Source organism: Actinosynnema sp. NPDC053489 (assembly GCF_044544865.1).
In the GTDB taxonomy this organism is placed as follows: domain Bacteria; phylum Actinomycetota; class Actinomycetes; order Mycobacteriales; family Pseudonocardiaceae; genus Actinosynnema.
The window spans coordinates 340913-365976 of sequence record NZ_JBITXT010000006.1; the positions used below are offsets into that span (position 1 = coordinate 340913).

24 protein-coding genes and 1 tRNA gene are annotated in these 25064 nt (G+C 72.7%); 13 read left to right on the forward strand and 12 right to left on the reverse strand.

The window, feature by feature from the left end; all coding sequences use genetic code 11:
* Nucleotides 1-192: 192 nt before the first annotated feature.
* The 3 genes from ACIGNX_RS16460 to ACIGNX_RS16470 all read left to right on the forward strand — a co-directional run bounded on the left by ACIGNX_RS16460 (nt 193) and on the right by ACIGNX_RS16470 (nt 1269).
* Complete coding sequence (locus ACIGNX_RS16460; RefSeq protein ID WP_396540724.1) at nt 193-411, forward strand: hypothetical protein; 219 nt, start codon at nt 193-195, stop codon at nt 409-411.
* Between the two features lie 63 nt (nt 412-474).
* Complete coding sequence (locus ACIGNX_RS16465) at nt 475-987, forward strand: RNA polymerase sigma factor (protein ID WP_396540726.1); 513 nt, start codon at nt 475-477, stop codon at nt 985-987.
* Between the two features lie 12 nt (nt 988-999).
* On the forward strand, nt 1000-1269 hold the full coding sequence (locus ACIGNX_RS16470) for a hypothetical protein (RefSeq protein ID WP_396540728.1): 270 nt from the start codon (nt 1000-1002) through the stop codon (nt 1267-1269).
* Nucleotides 1270-1349: 80 nt separating this feature from the next.
* On the opposite strand, the gene ACIGNX_RS16475 is transcribed toward ACIGNX_RS16470, so the two are convergent.
* Nucleotides 1350-3341: a glycosyl hydrolase family 28-related protein gene (locus ACIGNX_RS16475; protein WP_396540730.1), complete on the reverse strand. Its 1992-nt coding sequence runs from the start codon at nt 3339-3341 to the stop codon at nt 1350-1352.
* 122 nt (nt 3342-3463) lie between these two features.
* Nucleotides 3464-4282, reverse strand: coding sequence for a serine hydrolase domain-containing protein (locus ACIGNX_RS16480; RefSeq protein WP_396540732.1), 819 nt, complete (start codon nt 4280-4282; stop codon nt 3464-3466).
* A 17-nt stretch (nt 4283-4299) separates the two neighbouring features.
* On the opposite strand from ACIGNX_RS16480, the gene ACIGNX_RS16485 reads away from it, so the two are divergent.
* The gene (locus tag ACIGNX_RS16485; RefSeq protein ID WP_396540734.1) at nt 4300-5196 is read left to right on the forward strand and encodes a ribonuclease Z; all 897 of its coding nucleotides are present in this window, start codon (nt 4300-4302) and stop codon (nt 5194-5196) included.
* Here the strand turns inward: ACIGNX_RS16485 and ACIGNX_RS16490 are convergent.
* Nucleotides 5187-6026, reverse strand: coding sequence for an NAD-dependent epimerase/dehydratase family protein (locus ACIGNX_RS16490; RefSeq protein WP_396540736.1), 840 nt, complete (start codon nt 6024-6026; stop codon nt 5187-5189). The two genes, ACIGNX_RS16485 and ACIGNX_RS16490, sit on opposite strands and share 10 nt — an antisense overlap.
* A gap of 117 nt (nt 6027-6143) precedes the next feature.
* On the opposite strand from ACIGNX_RS16490, the gene ACIGNX_RS16495 reads away from it, so the two are divergent.
* Together ACIGNX_RS16495 and ACIGNX_RS16500 are read left to right on the forward strand one after the other, a co-directional pair.
* Complete coding sequence (locus ACIGNX_RS16495) at nt 6144-6356, forward strand: hypothetical protein (protein WP_396540738.1); 213 nt, start codon at nt 6144-6146, stop codon at nt 6354-6356.
* 150 nt (nt 6357-6506) lie between these two features.
* On the forward strand, nt 6507-7934 hold the full coding sequence (locus tag ACIGNX_RS16500) for a hypothetical protein (RefSeq protein WP_396540740.1): 1428 nt from the start codon (nt 6507-6509) through the stop codon (nt 7932-7934).
* Here ACIGNX_RS16500 and ACIGNX_RS16505 read toward each other — a convergent pair.
* Complete coding sequence (locus ACIGNX_RS16505) at nt 7924-8712, reverse strand: hypothetical protein (protein WP_396540742.1); 789 nt, start codon at nt 8710-8712, stop codon at nt 7924-7926. The genes ACIGNX_RS16500 and ACIGNX_RS16505 overlap by 11 nt on opposite strands.
* A gap of 83 nt (nt 8713-8795) precedes the next feature.
* Between ACIGNX_RS16505 and ACIGNX_RS16510 the strand changes: the two genes are divergently transcribed.
* The 4 genes from ACIGNX_RS16510 (at nt 8796) to ACIGNX_RS16525 (ending at nt 12566) form a co-directional block, all read left to right on the forward strand.
* On the forward strand, nt 8796-10007 hold the full coding sequence (locus tag ACIGNX_RS16510; RefSeq protein ID WP_396540744.1) for a DNA cytosine methyltransferase: 1212 nt from the start codon (nt 8796-8798) through the stop codon (nt 10005-10007).
* 390 nt (nt 10008-10397) lie between these two features.
* Nucleotides 10398-11657: a thioester domain-containing protein gene (locus ACIGNX_RS16515; RefSeq protein ID WP_396540746.1), complete on the forward strand. Its 1260-nt coding sequence runs from the start codon at nt 10398-10400 to the stop codon at nt 11655-11657.
* 115 nt (nt 11658-11772) lie between these two features.
* Nucleotides 11773-11946: an antitoxin gene (locus ACIGNX_RS16520; protein WP_396540748.1), complete on the forward strand. Its 174-nt coding sequence runs from the start codon at nt 11773-11775 to the stop codon at nt 11944-11946.
* Nucleotides 11943-12566 carry a putative glycolipid-binding domain-containing protein gene (locus ACIGNX_RS16525; protein ID WP_396540750.1) on the forward strand — a complete coding sequence of 208 codons (624 nt, stop codon included), beginning with the start codon at nt 11943-11945 and terminating at the stop codon, nt 12564-12566. The genes ACIGNX_RS16520 and ACIGNX_RS16525 overlap by 4 nt, the downstream gene beginning before the upstream one ends.
* Before the next feature lie 443 nt (nt 12567-13009).
* On the opposite strand, the gene ACIGNX_RS16530 is transcribed toward ACIGNX_RS16525, so the two are convergent.
* From ACIGNX_RS16530 to ACIGNX_RS16550, 5 genes are all read right to left on the reverse strand, one after another.
* Nucleotides 13010-14194 (reverse strand): thiolase family protein, encoded by a 1185-nt coding sequence (locus ACIGNX_RS16530; RefSeq protein ID WP_396540752.1) that lies wholly within the window; start codon nt 14192-14194, stop codon nt 13010-13012.
* Between the two features lie 13 nt (nt 14195-14207).
* Nucleotides 14208-16001, reverse strand: coding sequence for a hypothetical protein (locus ACIGNX_RS16535; RefSeq protein WP_396540754.1), 1794 nt, complete (start codon nt 15999-16001; stop codon nt 14208-14210).
* A 67-nt stretch (nt 16002-16068) separates the two neighbouring features.
* Nucleotides 16069-17793, reverse strand: a complete 1725-nt coding sequence (locus ACIGNX_RS16540; protein WP_396540756.1) for a fibronectin type III domain-containing protein — start codon at nt 17791-17793, stop codon at nt 16069-16071.
* A 9-nt stretch (nt 17794-17802) separates the two neighbouring features.
* A complete protein-coding gene (locus ACIGNX_RS16545; RefSeq protein ID WP_396540758.1) occupies nt 17803-18753 on the reverse strand; it encodes a prephenate dehydrogenase in 951 nt (316 codons plus the stop codon).
* 160 nt (nt 18754-18913) lie between these two features.
* Nucleotides 18914-20149: a M20 family metallopeptidase gene (locus tag ACIGNX_RS16550; RefSeq protein ID WP_396540759.1), complete on the reverse strand. Its 1236-nt coding sequence runs from the start codon at nt 20147-20149 to the stop codon at nt 18914-18916.
* Nucleotides 20150-20238: 89 nt separating this feature from the next.
* Here ACIGNX_RS16550 and ACIGNX_RS16555 point away from each other — a divergent pair, with 89 nt between their 5' ends.
* The 3 genes from ACIGNX_RS16555 (at nt 20239) to ACIGNX_RS16565 (ending at nt 21322) form a co-directional block, all read left to right on the forward strand.
* Nucleotides 20239-20727, forward strand: a complete 489-nt coding sequence (locus tag ACIGNX_RS16555; protein ID WP_396540761.1) for a tRNA adenosine deaminase-associated protein — start codon at nt 20239-20241, stop codon at nt 20725-20727.
* Between the two features lie 31 nt (nt 20728-20758).
* The gene (locus ACIGNX_RS16560; RefSeq protein ID WP_396541067.1) at nt 20759-21193 is read left to right on the forward strand and encodes a nucleoside deaminase; all 435 of its coding nucleotides are present in this window, start codon (nt 20759-20761) and stop codon (nt 21191-21193) included.
* Nucleotides 21194-21237: 44 nt separating this feature from the next.
* Nucleotides 21238-21322, forward strand: a tRNA-Ser gene (locus tag ACIGNX_RS16565).
* Between the two features lie 76 nt (nt 21323-21398).
* Here ACIGNX_RS16565 and ACIGNX_RS16570 read toward each other — a convergent pair.
* From ACIGNX_RS16570 to ACIGNX_RS16580, 3 genes are all read right to left on the reverse strand, one after another.
* Nucleotides 21399-22712, reverse strand: a complete 1314-nt coding sequence (locus ACIGNX_RS16570; protein ID WP_396540763.1) for a tyrosine-type recombinase/integrase — start codon at nt 22710-22712, stop codon at nt 21399-21401.
* 8 nt (nt 22713-22720) lie between these two features.
* Nucleotides 22721-22963, reverse strand: coding sequence for a helix-turn-helix domain-containing protein (locus ACIGNX_RS16575; RefSeq protein ID WP_396541069.1), 243 nt, complete (start codon nt 22961-22963; stop codon nt 22721-22723).
* A 339-nt stretch (nt 22964-23302) separates the two neighbouring features.
* The gene (locus tag ACIGNX_RS16580) at nt 23303-25024 is read right to left on the reverse strand and encodes a hypothetical protein (protein WP_396540765.1); all 1722 of its coding nucleotides are present in this window, start codon (nt 25022-25024) and stop codon (nt 23303-23305) included.
* Nucleotides 25025-25064 lie beyond the last annotated feature (40 nt).

Consider the following 25064-nt stretch of genomic DNA (forward strand, 5'->3'; position numbering starts at 1 on the left):
GCCCATCCGGCAGCTCTCCGGCTTTCGCTCCGCACGACCGGGCGGTGGGCACCAGGTCCGAACTGACCGGGTGGACGTGCGTTCGCTGGCGCGATCCACCTTGCCGGCCCCCCGGCTGAGCTGGAGGGGACCGCCGTCGCGTGATCCCGCGGCGGTTTTGCACGGGAAGGGCCGCCCGTCGCACCACGGGGCATGGATGAACGAACTCCCGCCCAGTCCTTCGGTCCCGACCAGCCGGTCGGGCACCCCCGGAGCACGGCCTCGTCCATCGCGATCCTGGTCAACGTCGTGAGCGTCGGGATCGGCGGCCTCTACCTCAGCACGCACTCCGTCCTGGTCACGGCGATCGGAGCGGCCCTGGTCGCGCTGCTCGTGCTCGCCGCCATGAAGTTCGATCGGGTGAATTCCTGAACCGTCCTGACCCGGTCGGGTGAACCTCTGCACCTCCGCCCCGGCTCGCCGCTCCACCAGGTCGTGGACGGTGAGCCGGGCAGGGCAGCGGGCAGCGAAGCCTTCGACGAGTTCTTCCGCCGGGAACTGGCACCCCTCGTGGCGTTCGTCCGCCGCGCGGGGTTCGGGTGGGAGCAGGCCAAGGACGCGGCCCAGGAGGCGATGATCAAGGCGTACCAGGACTGGACCGGGATCCGGCGACCGAGGGCGTGGGTGCGGTCGGTCGCCCACCGGGTGGCGGTCGCGGAGGTGGTGCGGGCCAGGGACGGGGTGCTCCGGGCCGTGTCCGGAGGGTGGACCGCCTCCACCCACCACGACCCCGACGTGGCCGCGCTCGGCGAGGAGCACGAGCGGCTGCTGGCGGCGCTGCGCGCGTTGCCGGGCAGGCAGCGGCTGGTCATGGCGTGGCACCTCGACGGGTTCGACCACGTCGAGATCGCCGCGCAGCTGGACGTGCCGCCGACGACGGTGCGCTCGAACCTGCGGCACGCGCGCAACGCGCTCAAGAGCCGGTTCGCGGCGACGCGGACCCGATGAGAGGAGGTTGTGATGATCGATCCGACCGGTGAGGCGGGCTTCGACGCCTGGCTGGCCGCGGCCGGCGAGGGCCTGGTCAGGTCCACCGACCAGGCCCTCGACGTCGAAGCCGCGCTGGCGGCGGTCAAGCGGGCCACCGTCCGGGGGTGGGTCCCGCTGCCCGGGTGCGTGCCCCGCGCCGCCGGCGTGCGGAACCCCGCGCCGGCGGCGGGCACTCCTCGGACGGTTCGCCGGCCACCGTGGTCCCGGCGAGCCGGGGCGTGGCCCGCGCCGGACCGGTGAGGCCGCCGGGTGGTCCAGGGCCGGACCGGTGAGGCCGCCGGGTGGTGCAGGGCCGGCCCGGGCTCCGCGGACCGGCCCGATCACCACCGCGACGGCGCGGGTGGCGGGACGACCGGCGGGCGGTCGTCGCACGTGATCGTGTTCGGTAGCAGCCACGGGGCGAGCCAGCCGTCGTTGCCGCCCCGGTCCGCGAGCGCGAACTCCGAGCCGCCGGCCGGGAAGTTGAACGAGCCGCAGTTGTTCACCGGCACCGCGCCGACGTTGCGCGCGTCCACGTTCTCGAACGTCGCCGAACCGGCCGAGCGCGCGCTCACCACGGACGTGCCCGTGCCGTCGACGCGGACGTCCTCGAAGTGCACGTTGGTGATCGCGCGCCGGTCCTTCACCGGCCAGTCGCTGACGAACATGATCGCGTTGTAGGTGTTGTCGAGGAAGTGGGCGCCGACCACCCGCACGTCGGCGTCGATGTCCCGGTCCAGCGCGTAGAACCAGATCGCGCCGAGCCCGATGTTCCAGTTCGACTCGTACGTGCCGGCGCGCGCGGTGGTGTTGTCGGTGATCGACACCCGCCCCGTGAACGGCTCCGCGCCGAACCGCGACCCGAGCTGGATGCCGCTGCCCTCGCGCACCGGGTCGGCGACGAGGTTGCCGACGACGGCGTTGTCCGTGCCGCCGTACAGCGCGATCCCGTTGGCCAGCACGGGCGACTGCACGGTGTTGCGCTCGAACCGGTTGCGGGCGTTCTGCCGGTGCTCGGACCACATGGCCAGGCCGTCGTCACCGGTGTTGCGGACGAAGTTGTTGCGCACGACCGAATCCGTGACGCCGGTGTGGAGGTTCAGCGCGTCGGCGACCTGGTCCACGATGGTGTTGTCGGAGACGACCAGGTGCGACATCGGACCGTCCAGCCACAGGCCGACCTTGGTGTGGCTCAGGTGCAGGCCGCTGACGCTGGAGTGGCTGAGCGCGCCGCCGATGCCGTTGACCTGGTCGGTGTCCACGCGCTCGCGGACGTCGCCCTCGACGGCGAACCCGCGCAGGTGCACGTCGCGGCTCCCGCCCTCGGCGGCCGGCTTGCCGTAGAACCCGACTCCGGTGTGGACGGAGCCGTCCGGCGCCGGGGTGGGCAGGGCGACCTCGCGGCCCTTGACGACGGTGTGCCAGTTGCCCGCGCCCTCGATGGTCACGTCGTCCACGACGATGTGCCGGTTGACCTGGAACGTGCCCGGCGGCAGGTACACGGGCAGCCGGTGCCGCTTGGCGAACGCGATGGCGCGGTCGAGGGCGTCGGCCGAGTCGCGCCGGCCGGTGGGGTCCGCGCCGAACAGCAGCGCGTTGGCGGCCACCGGGACGACGCGCGGCGGGGCGACCAGCTCGGTGTCCAGCAGGTCGATCACGGTCCAGGCGGCGTTCGTGCCGGCGGGCGCGGTGAGGCGGACGCGGTCGCCGGCGCGGTAGGTCCGGTCGAGCTTGAGGCGCTGCTCGTCGTAGAAGTGGCTCGGGCGGAACGGCTTGGCGATCACGGGCGCGGGCGTGGTCTGCGACGGCACGCAGCCGCACTCGGTGATCCACCAGTCCGGGTGCAGCAGGTCGGCGTTCGGGTCGTTGGTGAAGGGGTACTGGTTGTAGAGCCACGAGTACCGCGAGGTGAGCGTCATCGTCGCGCGGTGCCTGCCGTTCACCGCCACGTCCAGCGGTGCGGTGATCCCGCCGCCGTCCGGCGCGTCCGGGATGCTGTAGCGGACGGTGATGGCGTTGGCGGCCTTCGGCAGGGTGAACTCGACGTGCCGGCCGGGCGCGAGCCGGACCGCCTTCCGCCCCGACGCCTCCGACGGCAGCGCGTAGGCCGTGCGGTCGGGGCCGATGACCGTGCCGTTCGTGGTGGCGTTCTCGGCCTCCTGCTCGACGAACGCGACGTCCGCGCCCCGACCCGCGACGAGCGCGGGGTCCAGGGCGGCCCTGGTGACGACGGGGGCGGGCGCGGCGTCGGCCGCCGCGGGGACGCCGAGGCCGGTGGCCGCCGCCGCGACGACCGCCAACCACCGTCTGACTCCGGCTGCGCTGCGCACCATCGGGCACTCGTTTCTCTCGCGTCGGCAGGGCGACGTGACCCTAGGCGCGGTGTGTGCCGCGTCACAAGGGTCTGTCGAGAAATTTCGTGGATCTGTCGATGGCTTGCGGAAATTGCGTCGGCTTACCGAACGCCCAGCTCCGCCAGCACCCCGTCGGTGAACGCCGGCCACGCCGTCACGGCCCACTCGCCGAACTTCCGGTCGGTCAGCGCCACGCACGCCACCCCGGCGTCCGGGTCGACCCACAGGAACGTGCCGCTCTGCCCGAAGTGCCCGACCGTGCGCGGTGAGCTGCTCGCACCGGTCCAGTGCGGCGACTTGGCGGCCCGGATCTCGAACCCGAGGCCCCAGTCGTTCTCCTTCTGCAGCCCGAAGCCCGGCAGCACGCCCCGCAGCCCGGGGAACGCCACCGTCGTCGCCTCCGCCACCAGGTCGGTCGACACGAGCTTCGGCTCCTGCACCTCCGCGGCGAACCGGACCAGGTCCGACACCGTCGACACGGCGCCCGCGCCCGCCGACCCCGTCAGCTCCGAGGACCCCATGCCCAGCGGCTCGAACACCGCCTCGGCCAGGTACCGGGCGAACGGGATCTCCGTCGCCGCCTCCACGCACCCCGCGAGCACCTGGAAGCCGGTGTTGGAGTAGATCCGCTTCGCCCCCGGCGCGGCCTGCACGTCGTCGGAGTCGAACGCCAGCCCGGACGTGTGCGCGATCAGGTGGCGCACCGTCGACCCCGGCGGCCCGGCCGGCTGGTCCCACTCGACCGCGCCCTCCTCCACCGCCACCAGCACCGCGTACGACGTCAGCAGCTTCGTCACCGAGGCCAGCCCGAACCGCTGCTCGACGGGTCCGTGGGTGCCCAGCACCCCGCCCCGCGCGTCGACCACGGCCGTGGCCGCGGTGTCCACCGGCCACGACGACACCGCCCGCAAGCTCTCCATGCCGCAGACTCTGCCACGTGTCCCCCCGAGAGCTGGTCGTGCTCGGCACCTCGAGCCAGGTGCCCACCCGCACCCGCAACCACAACGGCTACCTGCTGCGCTGGGACGCCGAGGGCTTCCTGTTCGACCCCGGCGAGGGCACGCAGCGGCAGATGCTCCGCGCCGGCGTGCCGGCCGGCGACGTGACCAGGCTGTTCATCACCCACTTCCACGGCGACCACTGCCTGGGCGTGCCGGGCGTGGTGCAGCGCATGTCCCTCGACCGGGTGCCGCACCCCGTGCACGCCCACTTCCCGGCCGAGGGGGCGGAGTTCTTCGAGCGGCTGCGGCACGCCAGCTCGTTCCACGACGTGGTGGACGTCCGCCCGCACCCCGTCACGGGACCGGGCGTGCTCGCCGAGGGGCCGTTCGGCCGGCTGGAGGCGCGTCGGCTGGACCACAGCCTGCCCGCCTACGGCTACCGCCTGGTCGAGCCCGACGGCCGCACGATGCTGCCCGAGCGCCTGGCCGCCCGCGGCATCCGGGGCCGCGAGATCCGCCACCTCCGGCCGCCCGTGCTGGACGAGGTGAGCGTGCCGCGGCGGGGGCAGCGGTTCGCCTTCGTCATGGACACCCGGCTGTGCGACGGCGTGTTCGAGCTGGCAGACGGGGCGGACCTGCTGGTCATCGAGTCGACGTACCTGCACGTGGACGAGGCGCTGGCGGTGGAGCACGGCCACCTCACCGCCCGCCAGGCGGCGCGGGTGGCGGCCGAGTGCGGCGTGCGCACCCTCGTGCTGACCCACTTCTCGCAGCGCTACACCGACCCGGCCCTGTTCCACGCCGAGGCGGCCGAGGTGTTCGGCGGCGACGTCGTGGTCGCCGCCGACCTCGACCGCGTGCCGCTGCCCAAGCGGCGCGCCGCTCACGCCTGACGCGCGAGTTCCGCCGCCCACTGGTCGCCGACCAGCCCGTCGAGGTCCGAGCAGGTCGGCGACCAGCCCAGCGCGCGCAGCGCCGTCGTGTCGGCCCGCAGCTCGCGCGCCTCACCGGGGTGCGCGGGCCGCCGCACGACCGGCACGGACCGGCCCGTCACCCGGGCCACCGAGGCGAGCACGTCCGCCACGCTCGCGGGCGTCGCGCCGACGTTGAGGGCCACGTACCCCTCCGGCGCGCGCTCCACCGCCGTCACGAACGCCCGCGCCACGTCCCGCACGTGCACGAAGTCCCGCACCGCCGACCCGTCGCCGAACACCTCCACCGGCGGCAGCCGCCCGGATGCCGCACCGCACGCCCTGGTGACCAGGCGCGTGTCGTCCACGTCCCCGCCGCCGGCGACGTTGAACAGCCGCAGCGCCACCCCGTCCACCCGGCCCGCGGCGGCGGCCCACGCCAGCACGTCCTCGGCCGCGGCCTTGGAAGCGGCGTAGGGGTTGCCCGGCGCGCGCGGGCGGTCCTCGCCGATCGTGGCGACCCCGGCGGACCCGTACACCCCGGCCGTGGACGCCAGCACGAACCGCGGCGGCGGCGACCGGAGCAGGTTCACCGTGCCGCCCACGTTCACGTCGAAGTACCGCACCGGGTCGCCGAACGACTCCCGCACCCGACCCAGCCCCGCCAGGTGCACGACCGCGTCCACCGGACCGTCGACCGACCCGACCCGGACATCACCCGAAAAGGGGATCGGCAGGTGGCCCGCCGCGGCCAACTCCGCCAAGACCACCCGTCCGACGTACCCGGTTGACCCGGTGACCAGAACGCGCATGACGACATCCCAGCACGTCGCGCCGGCCGTTCCTGGTTCGGAACTCGGTGCGAATTCACCCTAAAGGTAGGGACAGGTGGGGCCGATACAACCCGAGTGAGTTACCCGCATCCAGCCATGCACCCGAGCATCGAGGGCGTGCTCGCCGAGCACGCCGTGCAGCAGGCCAAGCGGCAGCGGTTCCTGGAGACCGCCGCCGCGATCGTGGCCGCCGCACCCCCGTCGGTGGACGACACGCTGCTGGGCCTGCTGCTCCCGTTCCCGAAGGCCCGGGGTCGGCGCGCCTTCCTGGACGGGGTTGACCAGGTACTTCGCGACGCCGCTCGATGATCTCGCGCGGCCGCCGCTGATCCCATCGGCAAGTTTCATCCGGTCGTTGCCGGACCGTGCTGGGCCGATCCCGTCGCCTGCCTCTACAGTGCGTGGCACCCGGCGCTCGCCGGTTGTCTCGTCTGCTTCTCATAAAGCGAGTTCTCGGCGATGGATGACGTCCTTTCCGCGCTTCAAGCGCGCCTCGGCACCCTGTTCGGCGACCGGTTGGTCGTGCTCGCGGGCGGCACCCGGCTGAGTAGTCGCGTCGGCGAGCTCCACCAACTCGGGGCCCGCCACACGCTCGTGCTGTCAACGGACGACCACGCGCCGCTGCACGACTCGGACGTGGCCCGCTGGGTGCCGCTGGGCATCGCGGGCGGTTTCGTCGCCGTCGAGCAGAACCGGCTCACCAAGCTGCTCACCTCGCCCAACCGCAAGGTCCGCGAGGTGCTGGAGGAGTTCGACCCGCGCGGCGAGGCGCTGGTGATCAGCACCCCGTACGTGCACACGCCCGAGTTCGCCGGCCGCCCGGTGCTCAACGCCCGCCGCCCCGAGTGGGTGGAGCTGGAGAACAAGACCACGATCGACGCCCTGTGGGACGAGCTGTCCGCGCCCCGCGCGCCCGCCGTCGTCCTCGGCCTCGACTTCGACGGGCTGTGGGAGGCGACCCGGCGGCTCGACCGCGGCGCGGGCGTGGTCTGGTCCGGCGACGGCCCGGCGATCAACGGCGGCGCGAACTTCGTCCGCCGCGTCCGCGACCGGCAGGAGGCGCAGGACGCGTTCGACGTGCTCGCGGCCAAGTGCGACTTCGTCCGGGTGATGCCGTTCCTGGAGGGCATCCCGGTGAGCGTGCACGGGATCGTGTTCCCCGACGGCACCGCCGTGCTGCGGCCGATCGAGATGGTGGTGCCGCGCCGCGCCGGCCAGGCCCGGTTCCTGTACGCGGGCTGCGCGTCCTACTACGACCCGCCCGCGTGGATCCGCGAGGAGATGCGCAACCTGGCCCGCCGGGTCGGGGAGCGGCTGCGCGAGACCGTGGACTACCGCGGCACGTTCACCCTCGACGGCATCGCGACCGCCGACGGCTTCCTGCCCACCGAGATCAACACCCGCTACGGCGGCGCGATGGTGTGCTTCGAGGACGCCCTGCCGCAGCTCCCGCTGTCGCTGGTGCAGGTGGCCCTGGTCGCCGGGCACGACCTCGGCGTGTCGTCCATCGAGTTCGAGGAGCTGCTCGTCTCGGCGGCGGACGACTACCGGCACGGCTCGGTCGGCGCGAACGTGCGCGCGGTCCACCCGGCGGAGGTCGTGGAGCGCTCGATCGTGTTCACCGAGTGGTCGTGCCGGTTCGCCCACGCCGACGAGACGCCGCACGGCGTGCTGCGGCTGCGCCCATCGCCGCTGGGCGCGCGGCTGGAGCTGGACTTCTTCGCCGACCAGCTGCCGCTGGGTCGCCCGGTCGTGGCGCTGACCGTGGCCGCCTTCGCCCTGGCCGACCAGGAGTGGGGCACCGCGCTGGGCCCGTTGGAGCCCGCGGTGCCCGTCACCGACGGCGAGGCGGCCGCGGTCGTGGAGCCGACCGCCGTCACCGCCTGATCGTCACGCCTTCCTGGTCGTCCCCGTAGGCGGCCAGGAAGGCGTACCGGTACCCCATGAGCTGCAACGTCACCTCCGGCGGCCGGTTGGGCGGGTAGGCCCGGTCGCGGTGGGCGCGCAGCAGGTCCGGGTTGCACTGGGCGGTGACCCGCAGCAGGCCCGGGGTGACGGGCGCGTCGTGCACCAGGTGCAGCGCTACCCGGGCGGCCAGCGCCAGCAGCCGCGGCGAGCGGTCGGCCGTGGCCAGCGCCTCGGCCACGTCCACGACGTGCCGCGGCACCACCTCCGGCACCGCGATGGCCAGCGCCATCGAGCACGCCACCTCCGCGCCCCCCAGCGCCTCGAACACCTTCGGCGCGCCCTTGGCCACCTCGTACCGAGCCTGGGTGATCCAGTCCGGCGGCCGGCGGGGCAGCTCGCGGCCGAGCGCGTTCCACCGCCGCCGCGTGCGCTTGCCGTCGTCGGTGAAGCCCGCGCTCGCCAGCGCCATCGCGGCCAGCAGGAAAATCACCCGATCGCGGCTGTCCGCGGGCACCCGGTAGCTCGCACCCATCTCCACCAGGAACGGGACGGCCCACACGCTCGCCTCCGACACCGTGTCGTCGACCAGCAGCCGGTCGGCCAGGGCCCGGCAGGCCACCTCCCGCGTCGCGCGCTCGCCGTGCACCACCCGGCGCATCAGGTCGTCCACGCCCGCCCCGTGGGCCAACACCGACCAGGGCGCGTCCTCCAGTCCACGCAACGGATCCGGCCGTTGCCACGCAGGTGGGAGCTCCATGGCGCGCAACGTACGCGATCCCGGGGATCGGTACCGACGGGATCACTCGCCTGTGGGCGGCGCGTCCACCGTACGATCACGCGGTGCGCGGACCCGCCTTCAAAGTCGTCGACCTGTTCTCCGGCGCCGGTGGCATGAGCCTCGGCTTCCAGGCGCACCGCGACTTCACCATCGTCGGCGCGGCCGACGCGCAGATCGGCAAGCCGTCCTCCCGGCTGGGTTCGTTGCGCTGCAACGGGATCTACCGGGACAACATCGGCGTCGACCCGCTGCAGGTGGACCTGGGCCGGCTCGACCCGGCCGTGCTGCGGCAGGTGTGGAACCTGCGCCGCGGCGAGCTGGACGTGCTGGTGGCGTGCCCGCCGTGCTCGGGCTTCACCCGGATCGCGCCCGCCAACCACCTGCGCGACGACCCGCGCAACTCGCTGGTGGGCCGGGTCGCCGCCTACGTCGCCGAGTTCCGGCCGCGGGTGCTGGTGCTGGAGAACGCGCGGGAGCTGGTGAAGGGCAAGCAGCGGCACCACCTCGACGGGTTGGTCGAGCAGCTGCTGGAGATCGGGTACGAAGTGGACGCGAGCACGCACATGCTGTCCCGCTTCGGGCTGCCGCAGCTGCGCGAGCGCGCGATGGTGGTCGCGGTGGACGCGGGCGTGCCGCTGCGGACGCTCGAGGACCTGTGGCAGGGCTGGGAGGTCCGGCCGGGCGCGGTCACCGTGCGGCGGGCGATCGGCAAGCTGCCGCGCGTGGAGGCGGGCGAGGCGCACCCGGAGGACGCGATGCACGTGTCGCCGTCGTTCCGCCGGGACCGCTCGCTGGACCGGATGCGCGCCATCCCGGCGGACGGCGGGTCGTGGGGCGACCTGGTGGGCTCGCCGGCGGAGCTGCTGCTGAACCCGGCCCAGCGCAAGATCATCCAAGAGGGCAAGTGGGGTTCCCACCCGGACGTGTACGGCCGGATGTGGTGGGACGAGCCGGCGCGCACGATCAAGCGCGAGTGCGGGCACGTCGGCAACGGGCGGTACGCGCACCCGGAGCAGCACCGGCTGTGCACGGTGCGGGAGATGGCGCTGCTCCAGGGCTTCCCGCGCAAGTTCCGGTTCGACGTGTCGGTGATCGGCAACGCCTACCGGCACCTGGGCGACGCCGTGCCGCCGTTGATCTCGTTCCAGCTCGCGGCCCTGGTCAAGTGGATGTTGACGGGCAAGCCGCCGACGGCGCGCGACCTGTGCCTGCCCGGCACCTCGCTGCGGGTCGCCGACATCCGGCCGGTCACGCCGTCCGCCCTGGTCGCGTAGATCACCGTTCGGCAACGGAGTGGCCTCGAAACCGGATCGGCGACGAATACGTGCAATCCACTGTGGACCATCTGAGCTGGGCGGACACCGGAATCGCGGCACCCGGGCCAGGTTCGCGCACCGTCGAAACAGGTACCCCGGATTCGGCCTCGAAAGGTCGTCGAATATCCTTCGATCATCCATTGTGGATGGACGGTCCGGGTTTCCGCTGCTGACAGGCGGTTCTACGCTCCGTGTCGCCCTTCCTCGATCGGGTGTACACAATCGGCTAGTGTTCGGCTCATTCCTGTCGTTTCGGCGTGGAGCGCTCTGCCAAGTAGCTCCCCGGGCGACACGGACCGCCGCCTTGAACACACCAACGGGCTACCCTCGCGAGCCTCAAGGAGACAAATGGCATCCCGGTCGACTGTGAAGCGCCTCGGCGCTGCGATCCTCGGCGCCGGCCTCGTGCTGATGTCCGCCCTCCCCGCGGCCGCCGCCGGCGACGTGAAGGTGCAGCCGGACAAGTCCGCCGACCAGCCCGGCATGGGCGTCTACCTGGAGCGCGGCGGCAAGCCCGTCGAGCTGCCCCGGCACAAGACCGGCGACCCGATCAACGCGGAGCTCATCGGGCTCAAGATCGTGGAAGGCGGCCAGGGCCAGACCGCGCGCGCCTACTGCGTCGAGCTGCCCACGCCGCTGTACGACGGCCGCCAGCTCGAAGAGGTGCCGTGGGACCAGCACCCGAACCCGAACACCAGCTTCAAGCAGAACGCGGGCAAGATCAACTGGGTGCTGCAGAACAGCTACCCGGCGATCGAGGACCCCGCTGACGCCTACAAGCTGTACGGCCTCGACCCGGCCAACAAGCCCAGCATCCTGATCGCCGCCGCGCAGGCGGCCGTGTGGCACTTCAGCGACGGCGTCGACCTGCGCAAGGGCGACTCCACCGCCGAGGCCGAGGACGTCCACGGCGGCACCGTCGACGAGCTGGTCTACAAGATCTACGAGTACCTGACGACCAAGGCCGAGGACATCAAGGACGTCAAGCCCAACCTCGGCATCGAGCCCAGCGTGCTCAAGGGCCAGGTCGGCAGCACGTTCGGCCCGTTCGTGATCACCACGACGGCGGACGAGGTGCAGCTGATCACCTCCCTGCCGAAGGGCGTCACGCTGGTCGACAAGGACGGCAGCCCGTTCAAGACCGTGAAGGCCGGCGAGATCACCGCCGCGTCGTCCTCGGTGAAGGCCTCCGAGGTGTGGGTCAAGGTGGGCCCGGACGTCGAGCCCGGTGACCTGGACCTGGTCGTCAAGGCGGGCGCGAAGCTGCGCTCGGGTCGGCTGTTCGTCTCCTCGAACCCCAAGCAGGAGACCCAGTCGCTGGTGATCGCCACCTCCGAGCCGGTCAACGTCGAGGTCCCGGCGAAGGCCGAGTGGGTCGAGAACGTCGTCGTGACGACCACGACCGAGGCGACCACCACCACCTCGCCGACCACCACCACGACCACCGCGGCGGCGACGACCACCACCACCGCGGTCGCGACCGGCGGTGACACCGACGAGCTGGCCAGCACCGGCGCGTCGATCTTCGTGCCGCTGCTGATCGGCCTCGGCCTGCTCGGCGCCGGCACGGCCGCGCTGATCATCGTGCGCCGCAAGCGCGCCGCCTGAGCACCCTGATCGACCGAACGGCCCCCCGGCGTCCCGGGGGGCCGTTCGCGTGCGCGGGGGTCTGGGGTCGTGGGATCGATTCGGGTAGCCTGCCTGAGGAGTGCGAAGGAGCGCGATGAACTTCGACGAGATCAAGAACAAGGCGTCCGAGCTGCTGGAGCAGCACCACGAGGCGGTCGATGCGGGCATCGACCGGGCCGCCGAGTTCGTCGCGGGCAGGATCGGCCACGAAGACCAGGTCAAATCGGTGGCCGAGCAGGCCAAGGACATCCTTCCGGGTGGAGAGTGAACTCGTTCAACACGGCTGAGCGGGCGAACCCGAGCGGCGAGACCCGTTCCCCCGCCGCGCAGATGGTGACCTGGCAGGGCTACGACGTGCCCAGGCTGGAGCAGGTGCGGTTCCTGCTCTCGGAGCGCAAGCTCCGCGCCTCGGGCAGGTTGGTGACCGCCGGGCCGGCCGAGCAGTTCAGCGGGTCGTTCGAGGTGTCGGTCGGCGAGACCGGCGCCGTGAAGCGGCTGCTGCTGCGGACGGCCACGGTGTCGGAGGAGCGGCAGATCTCGGTCAGCCGGTCGCCGGAGGGCATCTGGCTGGTCGACTCGGGCCAGGGCGCGGAGCGGGCGGACTTCGACGGCGCGGTGGACGTGGACGTCCAGTTCGCGGTCCTGTTCAACGCCATCCCGGTCCGCCGGCTGAACCTCCAGCTGGAGGAGGGCGACCACGAGATCCCGGTCGTCTACGTGACCCTGCCGGACCTGTCGGTCCAACTGGTCCGCCAGCGCTACCGCACGGTCTCGATCGCCGAGGACCGCTCGGTGGTCTCCTTCACGCACGGCGAGTTCGAGCAGGACATCACCGTCGACCGGACCGGCCTGGTCCTCGACTACCCCCGCATCGCCTACCGGATCTGACCCGGGACCACCTGGGCGTTCGATCATCACATCGGGCGAGCAATCGCTTGCGCGTGCGGTGAGCGCGCAACGATCGTTGGGTGAGCACACACGTCTTCGTCGACGAGTCGCGTCGGTCCGCTCACCTCTTGGTGGCCGTCTTCGTCGAGACGCGCGAGCTGCCCGCGGTCCGCACGCTGATGCGCCGGCTCCGCGTGACCGGCGAGCGCAGGCTGCACTTCACGAGCGAGAGCGACACCGTGCGCAAGGACGTGGTCGGGCGTCTGGTCGACGCCGACCTCCGCGCTCGCGTCTCCATGGGTCGCGGGCCTTCGGAGGCCGTCCGACAGGTGTGCCTGGCGCGGTTGGTCGCCGACCTGGTCGAGGTACGCGTCACGCGCGTGGTGTTCTACGAGCCAACTCCAGCAAGCCTGCCGGGCCGGGACGATCGCTCGATCAGGCGATCACACCCGGACGGCGACCGCCATGCCCTGGCCCACGCCCACGCACGCCGCCGCCACGCCCAGACCGCCGCCCCGCGCCCGCAGGTGCCGGCACACGTCCACGATCACCCGCGGCAGGGAAGCGCCCAGCGGGTGGCCGTACGCGATCGCGCCGCCGTGCACGTTCACCTTCTCCCGGTCCACCTCGGGCAGGTGGTGCAGCACCGACAGCGCCATCGCCGCGAACGCCTCGTTGATCTCCCACAGGTCCACCTGCGAGGGCTCGACCTTCAACCGCGCCAGCAGCTTCCGGATCGCCGACACCGGGGCCAGCGTGAACCGCTGCGGGTCCTCCGCCGTCACGGCCGAGCCGAGGAACTCACCCAGCGGGGTGATCCCCAGCGACGACGCGACCTCCTCCGACCCCATCAGCACCGCCGCCGCGCCGTCGTTCAACGGCGACGAGTTGCCCGCCGTCACCGGCCCGCCCTCGGAGAACGCCGACTTCAGCTTCGCCAGCTTCTCCGCCGACGTCTCCGGCCGCACGGACTCGTCCCGCCGCACGGGCGCGCCGTCCCGCAGCTGCACGGGGAACGCGAACCCGTCGTGCACCCCCGCGTCCCACGCCGCCGACGCGCGCCGGTGCGACCGCAGCGCGAACAGGTCCATCTGCTCCCGCGTGATGCCCAGCGCCACCGCGACGTCCTCAGCCGCGCGCCCCAGCGGCACGGTCCACTCGGCCTTCATCCGCGGGTTCACCAGCCGCCACCCCAGCGCCGTCGACACCGGCTCCAGCCGGTCGGCGAACGGCTTGTCCGGCCGCGGCACGACGAACGGCGCGCGCGTCATCCCCTCCACGCCCCCGGCGACCAGCAGCGACGCGTCACCCAGCGCCAGCGCCCGCGCCGCCTGCACGATGGCCTCGCCACCGGACGCGCACAGCCGGTTGACCGCCACGCCCGGCACCGAGGTCGGCAGCCCGGCCAGCAGCGCGGCCATCCGCCCGACGTTGCGGTTCTCCTCGCCCGCGCCGTTGGTGTTGCCCAGCAGCACGTCGTCGATCGACGCGGGGTCGAGCCCGGGGTGGCGCCGCAGCAGCTCCACGATCGGCAGCGCGGCCAGGTCGTCCACCCGAACGCCCGACAGCCCGCCCCGGTAGCGGCCGAACGGGGTGCGGGCGGCGTCGAGGATCAGGGGTCGCGACATGCGCCCCATCTTCTCACCGGCCGACGAAGAACGGGATGTAAGCCGAGGTGGGGCGGGTCTCACCGGACGTGCCGAACAGCCGCACCTCGATCATGTGCGGCCCGACGGACAGCCCGCCGGTGCTCAGCGCGAACCGGTACCGCCCGGCGACACCGGGCCCGTCGGCCGCGGTCGGCACGACGGCCAGCTTCTGGTCGTCCACGCGCACGCTGAACCCGGCCAGCCCCGCCAGCACCACCCCGGGCCGCCCCTCCAGCGCCAGGTCGAACACCATCCGGCCGCGCTGCACCGCCGCGCCCTCGGGCACGGTCTGGCCGCTCGCGTCGAGCACCGTGCCGGTGACCCGGGCCAGCTCCGGTTCCCGCCCGTTCAGCGGTGTCCGGTCCGTGCTCGGCGGCGTGCCGGTGAACGACCCGGTCAGCTCCAGGTCGACGTGCGTGGCCTGCACGCGCAGCCCGGTCAGCAGCGCGACCGGGAGCTTCCCCGACGCGCCGACCCGCAACGCCGCCGCGGGCAGGTCCGCCACCACCGGGTACGCCACGCCGGGCCGCCACGGCGCACCCGCCGGCGCGGGCCGCAGCGGCACGACCACCCCGGCCACCGACGCGGTGAACGCGGGCGCTTCCGGGGACTCGTCGGTGTGCAGCAGCGCCATCCGCAACTGCCCGCCCGTGACGCCGGTCAGCGGTGTCGTCGACCCGGCCTCGGGCGGTGCGACCGCCACCTGCACCTCGACCTCCGGGCCGGGCACCCACGGGGGCGGCGAGGCGTCCGCCGCGTCGAACGCGATGAGGTTGACCGCCGCGCGCTGCCCGGTCGGCCCGGTCACGGACACCAGCGCCGTGGCCTCGTGCCACGCGGGCACCACGGGGCTGGTCGCCACCACGTCGCCGTCGAACAGCACGCGCGCGCCGTCCCGCCGCAGCACCAGCTCCCACCGGTGGCTGATCCCCGTCTCCAGCGCGGGCACCTCGCGCACCGCCGCGGTGGGCGTCCCGGCGGGCACGACGACCTGCGCCGACGTGGTGCCGGCGCCCGTCGCGACCCGCAGCCGCACCGCGTCCGGCGGCAGCGCGTCCCCGCTGACCAGCGACACCGGACCGGGCACGAGGTCGAGCGCCAGCTCGCCGTCGCCGCCGGGCGCGTCGGTCTCCACGACGAACCGCCCCAGCTCTTCGGCATCCCGCAGCACGAACGGCGTGCGGGAGCGCAGCGTCGCCGGGGCCGCCGCGCAGTTGCTGCTGAGCACCAACCGCGGCCCGTCGTCGTCCTGGCCGGGCGTGGCGCGGGCGCAGTTGCCCCGGGACGCGAGCCGCCACCGCCGCGGGTCGGGCGCGTCGGGCTGGTCGAACCGGTCCTCCAGGGCGTAGTGCTTCGAGGGGCGCGCGTGGGGCACCCCGGAGGTCTTGGCGGGCGCGGACCGCCGGCCGAACGCGTCCACCGCGGACACCTCGACCTCGTACAGCCGCTCGTCCTCCAGGCCGTCGAGCTGGGTGACGGGCTCGGTGATCAGGCGCGAGCGGTCGCCGCCCCACCGCACCTCGTAGCCCGGAGCGTCCCCGCTCCACCGCAGCTGCAACCGCCGCGGCCCGGACGACACGGTCAACCCGGTCGGCGTCTCAGGCGGCGGGCCCGGGGTCGGCACCAGGACACCCTCCGCGGTGTACGGCGCGAGCGACGTGGGCGGCGGGGTGGACGTGCTGGTGGCGGTGGCGGGTTCGCTGACACCGGTCGTGCGCAGCACCGCGACCACCCCGGCGAACAGCACCACACCGACGGCGATGAGCGCGACCCGGCGACGTTCCATTGAGTCAAGTTAGGGCGCGCGGTGACGCCGGTCACGACGTCGTTGCGCACCCGAGACCAAGAGGCGGCTACAGCGGGCGGATCTGGAACGACTGCGTCGCCGACCGCACCGGCAGCCGGCCGTCCACCGGCAGCACGCGCACGTCGACCTCGTGCCGCCCGCTCGACAGCCCGGCGCGGTCGACCAGGAACTCGTGCCGCCCGCCCGCCGAGCCGTTCGTGGGCAGGGTGGCGATCCGCTCGCCGTCGAGGTCGACCTCCACGCCCTTGACGGCGGCGACCTCGCCGGTCCGGGGGTCGGCCAGCTCGACGGTCAGCCGCAGCCGGTCCTCCTCGCCCACCGCCTCGCTCACCGCGGACACGGACGGCGGCGGCACGGTCGGGTCCGGTGCCGGGCGGTCGGCGAGCCGGGGCAGGGGCAGGCGCGCGTCCGGGCCGTCGGCGATGACGAGGTGCGCCTGGTAGGCGGTGAGGCGGGCGTCGGAACGCAGCCCGACCCGGGGGTTGTGGTCGGGGGCGGGCAGCGGGAAGTCGGCGTAGTAGGACGACGGGCGGTCGGGTCCGAGCCCGCGGTCGGGTTGCACCGGCAGCGCGGGCGCCGATCGCGACCCCAGCTCGACGGTGATCGGCGCGGGGCGGTCGGCCACCACGGACGCGACCACCCGCACCGAGGACGCGCCCGCCAGCCGGGAGTCGGCCACGGCGCCCAGCGAGGTCGCGCCGCCCTCCTCGGAGGCCGGGCCGAGGGGTTCCACGGAGCCCGGTTCGGGGTGGCCGGGCAGGCCGCCGATGCCGAACGCGTCCACGAGGGTGCCCTTGGCGTTCCGGAAGGCCAGGCGCACCCGTGCGGCGGTCCACGGCAGCCGCACGGGCTCGCTCGCCACCTCGACGCCGTCGCGCAGGGCGGCGACCGCGCCGGGCGTCACCCGCAGCTCCCAGCGGTGGCGCACGCCGGGCGTCGGCGGCGGGTAGGTCCCGGACGTGTCGTCGCCCGGCGCGAAGTGAACGCCGGTCGACGTGATCCGCAGGACGACGACCCCCGGCGGGAACGGCGGGGCCAGCAGCCCCAGGTCGTGCGCGGGGTCGGGCAGCAGGGCGATCAGCACCTCACCGGCGTCCGGCTCCGGGCCCACCGGGCCGTCGGTGGTCAGCGAGACGCGGCCGAGCACGCCGTCCGCGCCCGGCTCCCGGAACCGCAGCGCCACGTTGGACTGCAGGTCCACGTGGTCGCAGCCGATCTCCAACCGCCGGCCGCCGAACGGGCGCAGGCCCAGGCAGCCCGCCTCACCGGCGTCGAAGACCCGCCACCGCCGCCGCGTCAGCGCGTCAGGGCCGTCGAACAGGTCCACGGGCACCACGAGGTCGTCCGCCCACGTGCTGTCGTGGACCAGTCGCGGCACGGCGCGCGCGGTGACGGGTCCGGTGCGGTCGCCCGTCGCGTCGATCGCGCGCACCTCGACCCGGACCTCGGCGTTCGGGTCGAGGTCGGTCAGCTCGGTCTCGGTGCCGCGGACCAGGCGCGTCCGGTCGTTCCAGCGCACCTCGAAGCCGCCGTGGCCGACGCCGTCGGCGGGCGTCCAGCCCACCCGCAGGCTGGTGCGGTCCAGCGCGGTCAGCCGCAGGTCGGTCGGCGCGGCCGCGCGGTGCGGGTCGGGGACGTACTCGACGCCGCGGTCCAGGAACCGGTCGTAGGTCCGCGGCGGCGGGGGAGCGGATTCGTCGCGCAGCACCGCCACCGTGCCGGCCAGGAGCACGAGACCGGCGACCGCGGCGATGAGTGTGCGACGCTCCACCGCCGCACCCTATGGGGTGAGCGCGAGCGCGGTCGTGCCGTCCAGGGCGACGACCCGGCCTCCGCGCGCGCCGAGTTCCCGCAGGGACCGCCGGGCGTCGGGAGCGGTGAGGTCGATGGTCAGGTCGGTGAGGGTGGGCTTCTCGACCAGCGCCCGACGTGCCGCGTGACCGGCTTCGATCGTCTTGGCCAGGCCACCGGTCGAGGCGAGGGAGCCGCGGGCCGCGCCGAGCCTGCCCAGCGCGTCGTCCACGGCGCCGAGGAGCGCGGAGCGGTTGCCCTCGCACATCGCGCGGACCAGTTCGGGGCGGCTGCCGGCGACGCGCGTGCCGTCGCCGAACGAGCCCGCCGCCAGGGACAGGGCGAGCGGTCCGCCGTCCGCGCCGACGCTGGCCAGCACGGCGGCGAGCAGGTGCGGCAGGTGGGAGATGCGTGCCACGGCGGCGTCGTGCTCGGCGGCGGTGGTGGGCACGACGTGGGCCTTCGCGGCCAGGGCCAGCTCCAGCACGTCGACCAGGACGTCCCGGTCGACGTCGTCCTCGGCGGTGACGACCCAGGCGGCGTCGTGGAAGAGGTCCGTGCGGCCGGCGGCCCAGCCGGAGGAGGAGGTGCCCGCCATCGGGTGGCCGCCGACGTACCGGGCGTGCGGCGCGACCCGCCGGACGAGGTCGGCGACCGGCCCCTTGACGCTGACCACGTCGGTGAGCCGGACGCCCTCGGGGAGGGCGCGCAGCACTTCTTCCACAGCCGGCAGCGGCACGGCCACGACGACGAGGGCGTCCCGCGCGCGGGCCCGTTCGAGCGCGTCGGCGAGGTCCACCACGTCGTGGCCGTCCTGCCGCGCGGCCTCCGCGTCGGCTGTCGAAGCGGTCGCGCCCCAGGTCACGCGCCCCGCGGCGGCGGCCGCCCGCAGCACCGAACCACCGATCAACCCGAGCCCGACCACGCAGACGCTTCGCACGGCGCCCATCCTGCCGGCGCCGCCCCCGGCACCCCAGTTGTCCACAGGACAGGAAGTTGTCCACAGTTGGCGAACCGCCGGTCGACCCCGTGCCACGACGCGGGCAAGGTCGGGACCATGACCACCACAGCCCCGACCCGGCCCCTCGCCCCGCTGCGGCTTACCGCAGGGCGTCCAGTGCGAACGCCGTGTAGACGACGACCCCGTGCTCCATCGCGGCTTCGTCGAAGAGCACCCGGTTCGAGTGGTTGGGCTCCGCCTGGTCCAGCTCGACCCCGCGCGGGCAGGCGCCCAGGAAGGCCATCGCGCCCGGCACCCGTTGCAGCACGTAGGAGAAGTCCTCCGCGCCCATCAGCGGGTCCTCCATGTAAGAGGCCCAGCGCGGGCCGAGGGCCGCCGCCGTGAGGTCGATGACGTGCGGGCCGACCACGTCGTCGTTCACGGTGACGGGGTAGCCGGGGACGATGTCGACCTCGGCCGTGCAGCCGTGCGCGGCGGCCACGTGCGTGACGACCTGCCGGAGCTCGCGGTGCACCAGGGCCCTGGTGTCCTCCGAGAGCGTCCGGATGGTGCCCTCGACCAGGGCGGTCTCCGGGATGATGTTGGTGGTGGTGCCCGCCTTGAGGTGGCCGATGGTGACCACGGCCGGGTGGTGCACGCTGACCCGCCTGGCGACCATCGTCTGGAGCGCGCCGACCATGGCGGCCGCGGGCGGCACGGGGTCGATCGCGTCGTGCGGCATGCCGCCGTGCCCGCCGCGGCCCTTGACGGTGATGTGGAAGGTGTCCGCCGAGGCCATCGTCGGGCCGGGGCGGCAGACGACGGTCCCCGACTGGAGCGTGGAGGTGATGTGCAGGGCGAAGGCCTTCTCCACCGGCGTGCCGGCCGCTTCGAGCACGCCCTCGTCGAGCATGTGGCGCGCGCCGTGCTGGCCCTCCTCACCGGGCTGGAACATGAACACGACCTGGCCGGTCAGCGCGTCCCGGCGTGACGAGAGCAGGCGCGCGGCGGAGGCGAGCATGGCGACGTGCGTGTCGTGGCCGCAGGCGTGCATGGTGCCGTCGACCTCGGAGGCGTAGGCCAGGCCGGTCTCCTCCTGGAGCGGCAGCGCGTCCATGTCGCCGCGCAGCAGCACGGTCGGTCCTGGCTTGGCGCCGCGCAGCACCGCCGTGACCGAGCTGCTGGACGTGCCGGTGGTCACCTCCAGCGGCAGGCCGGACAGCGCGTGCCGGATCGCGGCCTGGGTCTCGGGCAGGTCCAACCCCTGCTCCGGGTGCCGGTGCACCTGCCGTCGCAACGCCACTGTCCTGGGTTGGAGGGCTCGGGCCGCCTCGACCAACCCGGTGAACCGGGGTTCGGGGGCTGTCGTCCGCGCGTTCGGCAAGGTTGTGCTCATCCCTCGATAGTGGCATCGCGGCGCCCCCGCTGCCCGTGGCCGAGGCCCCCGTGCTACCGGGTGCGCCGGTGTGGCCCTACGGTGTGCACATGGCACACCAGGAGCCGGTCAACGGCTTCGCTGTCGCGGTGGTTCGTGAGGACGGCCGCTGGCGGTGCAGCAGGATGGACAGCTCGGCGCTGTCGGAGCTCGACGCGGCGATCACGGAACTGCGCCAACTGCGCTCGACGGGTGCCGTGTTCGGGCTGCTGGCCGTGGACGACGAGTTCTTCATCGTCCTGCGCCCGGTGCCCGGCGGGGTGTCCCTGCTGCTGTCCGACGCGGCGGCGGCGCTGGACTACGACATCGCCGCCGACGTCCTGGACCTCCTCCGGGTCGACCCGCCCGACGAGGAGGACGAGGAGCTCTGGCCGGAGGGCGACCTCGCCGTGCTGGCCGACCTCGGCATGCCGCAGCACGAGATGCAGGTGATCGTGGACGAGGTCGACCTGTACCCCGACGAGCAGCTGCAGATGATCGCGCAGCGCTGCGGGTTCGGCGACGAGTTCACCAAGCTGCTGGACAGCATCCAGGCGTGAGCCGGTGATCAGCCGGGCGTCCGACGAGGCGATGGTCGAAGCGGCCCTGGTCGTCGCCGCCGAAGCGCCGCGCACGGGCGACATCCCGATCGGCGCGGTCGTCTACGGCCCGGACGGCGCGGAGCTGGCGCGCGCCTGCAACGCCCGCGAAGCACTCGGCGACCCGACCGCGCACGCCGAGGTGCTGGCCCTGCGCGCCGCCGCCGCGGTCCACGGCGACGGCTGGCGCCTGACCGGCTGCACGCTGGCGGTGACCGTGGAGCCGTGCACGATGTGCGCGGGCGCGCTGGTCCTGGCCAGGGTCGACCGGGTGGTCTTCGGCTGCTGGGAACCGCGCACGGGCGCCGTGGGCTCCCTGTGGGACGTCGTCCGCGACCGCCGCCTCAACCACCGCCCCGAGGTGCTCGGCGGCGTGCTGGCCGAGCGCTGCGCGGCCCTGCTGGAGTCGTTCTTCGCGGACCGGTGACCCCCGGTTAGGTCGGCCGGCGGCGGTCTTGTATTGTTCTCGGCGGTGGCGTGTCCGAGCGGCCGAAGGAGCACGCCTCGAAAGCGTGTGAGGTGAAAGCCTCCGTGGGTTCAAATCCCACCGCCACCGCTGCTCAGAGCCCCGGTTGCCGATCACGGCAACCGGGGCTCTGACGTTCGGTGGCATTCCTGGTGGCAATTGCCTTCTACGCGGCCGGTACGGGCTCCCCGGTGGCGTCTCCCTTGTCACCGCCGTCCGTCGCCCCTGAGGACTCCTCAGCGGCCTTCCAGAGCAGCCCGCCGACCCGCTGGGCCACGTCCCGACGGATCGCTGCGGTGATGTGCTGGTACCTGGCAGCCATCGCGGTGTTGGACCAGCCCATGATGCCCATCACCGTCCGCTCGGCGACTCCGAGCAGCAGCAACACCGTGGCCGCGGTGTGCCGAGCGTCGTGCAGACGGCCGTCCGGCACACCGGCCACTCCGACCAGTCGCTTCCACTCGTCGTAGTCCGAGCGCGGGTTGAGCGGTGTCCCGGTCGGTGTGGTGAACACGTAGCCGGTCTCCGTCCACAGATCGGCGGCCCTGTCCCGCTCCCGGTCCTGTTCGGCCCGGTGCAGCTTCAGCAGCTCCACCAACTCATCGGGAAGGCCGATCCCGCGCTTTCCCGCGGCCGATTTCGTCCCCGCCGTCTCCTCACGTACCGGCACCCTGTCCGGGCAGTACCCGCCGTACTTCTTGCCGCAAGGTTCGACACACCCGTGACGCCACTTCGGGCGCAGCCTGTTCCGGCGCACCGTGAGCGTCCTCACCTTCAGATTCACGTCCGACCAGCGCAGCCCGAGCGCTTCGCCCTGCCGCAGTCCGAGTGCCAGCGCGATGGCCCACCGGGCGCTGTTGCGTCGCTGCTGTGCCGCCTCCAGCAGTGCCTTGACCTGCTCCACGGTGTACGGCTCGACCTCGATCTCCTCGACCTTCGGTGCCTTGGCCTCCAACACCGGGTTGTCCGTCAGGTGCTTGCGCCGAACCGCCACGTTCAACGCGGCCCGGATGGTCCGGTGCACTTGATGGGCGGTCGCCGCGCTGGTGGTCGGCCCGAACTTCGTCTTCTGCTTCATGATCGTGCGGTAGAGCTTCTCCAAGTGCTCCGGCTGCAACTTGTGCAACCGGTGCGCGCCGATCCCGGGCACCAGGTGAACGCGCACCGCCACCTCGTACGCGCTGTAGGCGTTCTCCGTGACGACCGGGGGAGCCACGATGTTTTCCAACCAGTGCTTGAGCCACGCCTCGACAGTCCAGCTCTGGCCTGCCTTGCGAACGCGCCCCTCGTCCCGTTCCTTCTCAAGCTTGCGGACCTTGTCGGTGACTTCGGACTGGTTCTGGCCGCGAACGTGCCTGCGGTCCGGACTACCGTTGTCCTTCACTCCAACCGTGACGTAGCCATGCCAACACCTGTCTTTCTCGCTGTAGTAAATGCTCGATCGACCGTTGGAGTTTCGAGACTTCTTCTCGCGCGGCACCTGGTCTCCTACGCAGCCGGACGGGTGGAAATCTGCTCGGCTACCAGCCGAGCGGCATAACGGTCGATCGCGTCCACGTGGATTCGCCGTAGGCGGCCGATAAGTACCGATTCGAGGTCGCCGGACTTCACCAGCGTGTACGCCTTGGTCTTGCCGATGCCCAACCGCTCGGCGGCTTCTTCGACCGTGAGCAGGACCCGTGTCGGCATATGCCGTTGTGTGGGCACTTCAACCGTCGGTTGAGCTGTCATGAGGACCGTCAATCGTGCGATCAGTTCCGCGATTTCGGTGTTGCGGCGATCGGCGTTCACGCTGAACCTCCGGTGACGCGAGTGAGCAGGATGGGCGTGCCAGACCTCCGGCGGAGAGGTCTGTCATCGGTGGAGATTTCGGGCATGCGTGATCACCCCGGTTGTCCGGTGGGTTGGTGTGGAGGGTGGCGCGGCGAGAGTGGCCGTGCATGTGGGCGGAGGTGCGGGTGGGCAAACCCGCAAACCCGCCAACAGGGCTTGGTCGGGGCTGTGACCTGCGGTGATGCCGTGCGGGTTTGCGTGGCGCTCAAACCCGCACCAAAGCCGCGGGTGGTCTGGTCAAACCCGCAGGCGGGTCGACGGGGCCGGTCGGGGCTGTCCTGCTACTGCCAGAGGTCGGGTTGGCCGGCCGGGGGTCTGGTCGTCGGCGGCCTGGTCGGCTTGGTGGTCGTCGTTGGTGCGGGTTTCGACCCAGAAGACGCGGGCTTTGGCGTGGGTGTCCATGGCGGAGCGGATGACGTGGTCGCCGTGCCAGCGGCCGATGTGTCCGGTGAGGTGGCGGCCGATGGATTTGGTGGAGGGGGTGCGGCCTTGTTCGTCGGTGAGGAAGGTTCCTTCCCATTGGTCTACGGGCTGGTTGTTGACGATCTCGATTTCGGCTTGTTGGCGGAGGTGTCGGCTGGTGATGCGGCGGTCGTGGTTGAGTTCGTGCCAGCGGGCGAGGAAGGCGACCCATTCGGCGTCTTCGTCGTCGGCTTCGCGCATGTCGTTGAGGTTGTCGAGGAAGCCGTCGATGCCGTGGTGGGCGAGTAGTCCGCCGGAGGCTCCGGCCCAGGTGGTGAATTGGCGCATGGTGTGGCCGGAGCGGGGTGCTCCGGCGTTGATCCAGTCCATGACCAGGATGAGCAGGTGCCGCAGGACGGTGACGCGGTTGATCGGGTCTTTGAGCCAGTTGTCCAGGTGGGGGATGCCGAACGCGGTCTGGTCGCGTTGGTCGGGGTGCGGGTCGTTGGGGTCGAGGCGGACCAGGATGGTGCGGGTGGCCATGTCCCCGCCCAACCGGATGTTGTTCCCGGTGGCCAGCCACAGCCGGTTGTTGGTGGCGGTGAATCCGGCACCGGATGAGCCGAGCATGCGGGCGGACCATTGCGGCGAGGTGAGAAGTTGGGCGAGCACGGCGGAGTTGACGATGGTTCCTTCGGCGATGTTGTCCCACAGCATGATCGGTGAGGAGCTGTGCAGGGCGCTGGTGATTCCCTTTTCCAATTCGCTGTCGTCGCCTTTGCGCCAGACGAGGTTTTTGCAGCCGTAGATGTAGCCGGGGATTTCGGCGAGCAGGGTTTTGCCGCTTGACTGGGTGGTGGCGGAGATCAGGCCGAACGGGGTCAGGCAGCCGAGGTAGGGGCGCAGGATGGGGGCGAGTAGTAGGGCGATGTGGTTGGCGCGGTCGGCGGGTGCGACGAACGGGAAGTCGGACAGCAGTCGGTCGAGCAGGAAGGTTTTGGCGTCGGCGACCTGGTCGGCGGTGGGGTGGGTCGGGACGGGTGGCATGGACGCGGTGGGCGAGTAGTAGAGGCCGGTGGCGGGGTCGTAGCCGGCGGTCTGGATGAGGGTTCCGTCGGGGCGCAGGACGGGTGAGCCGACGATGCCGGTGAGGGGTCGGACGCCGGGCCAGTAGCGGGAGGACAGCACGGCGGACAGGGCGGTTCCGGTGGGGCTGACCTCCACTTCGGTCCACTCGTCGGTGTTCTTGTCCTTCTTGAGCCGGTGGACGTAGGTGTGGTGGGCGAGCAGGAACGCCAGGGCGGAGGCGGTGAGCGGTTCGGCCTGCACGGGCAGTGCCGCGGGCTGTCCGGCGGTGTGGTCGGTGCCGGTGGGGCCGGAGACGCGGGACAGGTGCACGAGCTGCCCACCGGAGACGAACACGTCGGGCAGCGCGCCCTCTGCCACGGCGGCGGTGAGGGTGCGGATGGTCTCGGCGTCCCCGCCGATGCGGATGGGTGGCCGGTCGGCGGTCTCGTCGGCGGTGTCGGCGGTAGCGGGTTCGGCGGCAGTGGTCATGCGACGGGCCTCCCTTCCGTGGCGCGCTGGGCGCGATTGG

Coding starts and splice junctions, on each gene's coding strand:
- ACIGNX_RS16475 (WP_396540730.1), bottom strand. CDS start 3,341: ATGGTGCGCAGCGCAGCCGGAGTCAGACGGTGGTTGGCGGTCGTCGCG.
- ACIGNX_RS16520 (WP_396540748.1), top strand. CDS start 11,773: ATGAACTTCGACGAGATCAAGAACAAGGCGTCCGAGCTGCTGGAGCAG.
- ACIGNX_RS16470 (WP_396540728.1), top strand. CDS start 1,000: ATGATCGATCCGACCGGTGAGGCGGGCTTCGACGCCTGGCTGGCCGCG.
- ACIGNX_RS16495 (WP_396540738.1), top strand. CDS start 6,144: ATGCACCCGAGCATCGAGGGCGTGCTCGCCGAGCACGCCGTGCAGCAG.
- ACIGNX_RS16490 (WP_396540736.1), bottom strand. CDS start 6,026: ATGCGCGTTCTGGTCACCGGGTCAACCGGGTACGTCGGACGGGTGGTC.
- ACIGNX_RS16500 (WP_396540740.1), top strand. CDS start 6,507: ATGGATGACGTCCTTTCCGCGCTTCAAGCGCGCCTCGGCACCCTGTTC.
- ACIGNX_RS16505 (WP_396540742.1), bottom strand. CDS start 8,712: ATGGAGCTCCCACCTGCGTGGCAACGGCCGGATCCGTTGCGTGGACTG.
- ACIGNX_RS16460 (WP_396540724.1), top strand. CDS start 193: ATGGATGAACGAACTCCCGCCCAGTCCTTCGGTCCCGACCAGCCGGTC.
- ACIGNX_RS16575 (WP_396541069.1), bottom strand. CDS start 22,963: ATGACAGCTCAACCGACGGTTGAAGTGCCCACACAACGGCATATGCCG.
- ACIGNX_RS16555 (WP_396540761.1), top strand. CDS start 20,239: ATGGCACACCAGGAGCCGGTCAACGGCTTCGCTGTCGCGGTGGTTCGT.
- ACIGNX_RS16550 (WP_396540759.1), bottom strand. CDS start 20,149: ATGAGCACAACCTTGCCGAACGCGCGGACGACAGCCCCCGAACCCCGG.
- ACIGNX_RS16480 (WP_396540732.1), bottom strand. CDS start 4,282: ATGGAGAGCTTGCGGGCGGTGTCGTCGTGGCCGGTGGACACCGCGGCC.
- ACIGNX_RS16530 (WP_396540752.1), bottom strand. CDS start 14,194: ATGTCGCGACCCCTGATCCTCGACGCCGCCCGCACCCCGTTCGGCCGC.
- ACIGNX_RS16535 (WP_396540754.1), bottom strand. CDS start 16,001: ATGGAACGTCGCCGGGTCGCGCTCATCGCCGTCGGTGTGGTGCTGTTC.
- ACIGNX_RS16560 (WP_396541067.1), top strand. CDS start 20,759: ATGGTCGAAGCGGCCCTGGTCGTCGCCGCCGAAGCGCCGCGCACGGGC.
- ACIGNX_RS16580 (WP_396540765.1), bottom strand. CDS start 25,024: ATGACCACTGCCGCCGAACCCGCTACCGCCGACACCGCCGACGAGACC.
- ACIGNX_RS16515 (WP_396540746.1), top strand. CDS start 10,398: ATGGCATCCCGGTCGACTGTGAAGCGCCTCGGCGCTGCGATCCTCGGC.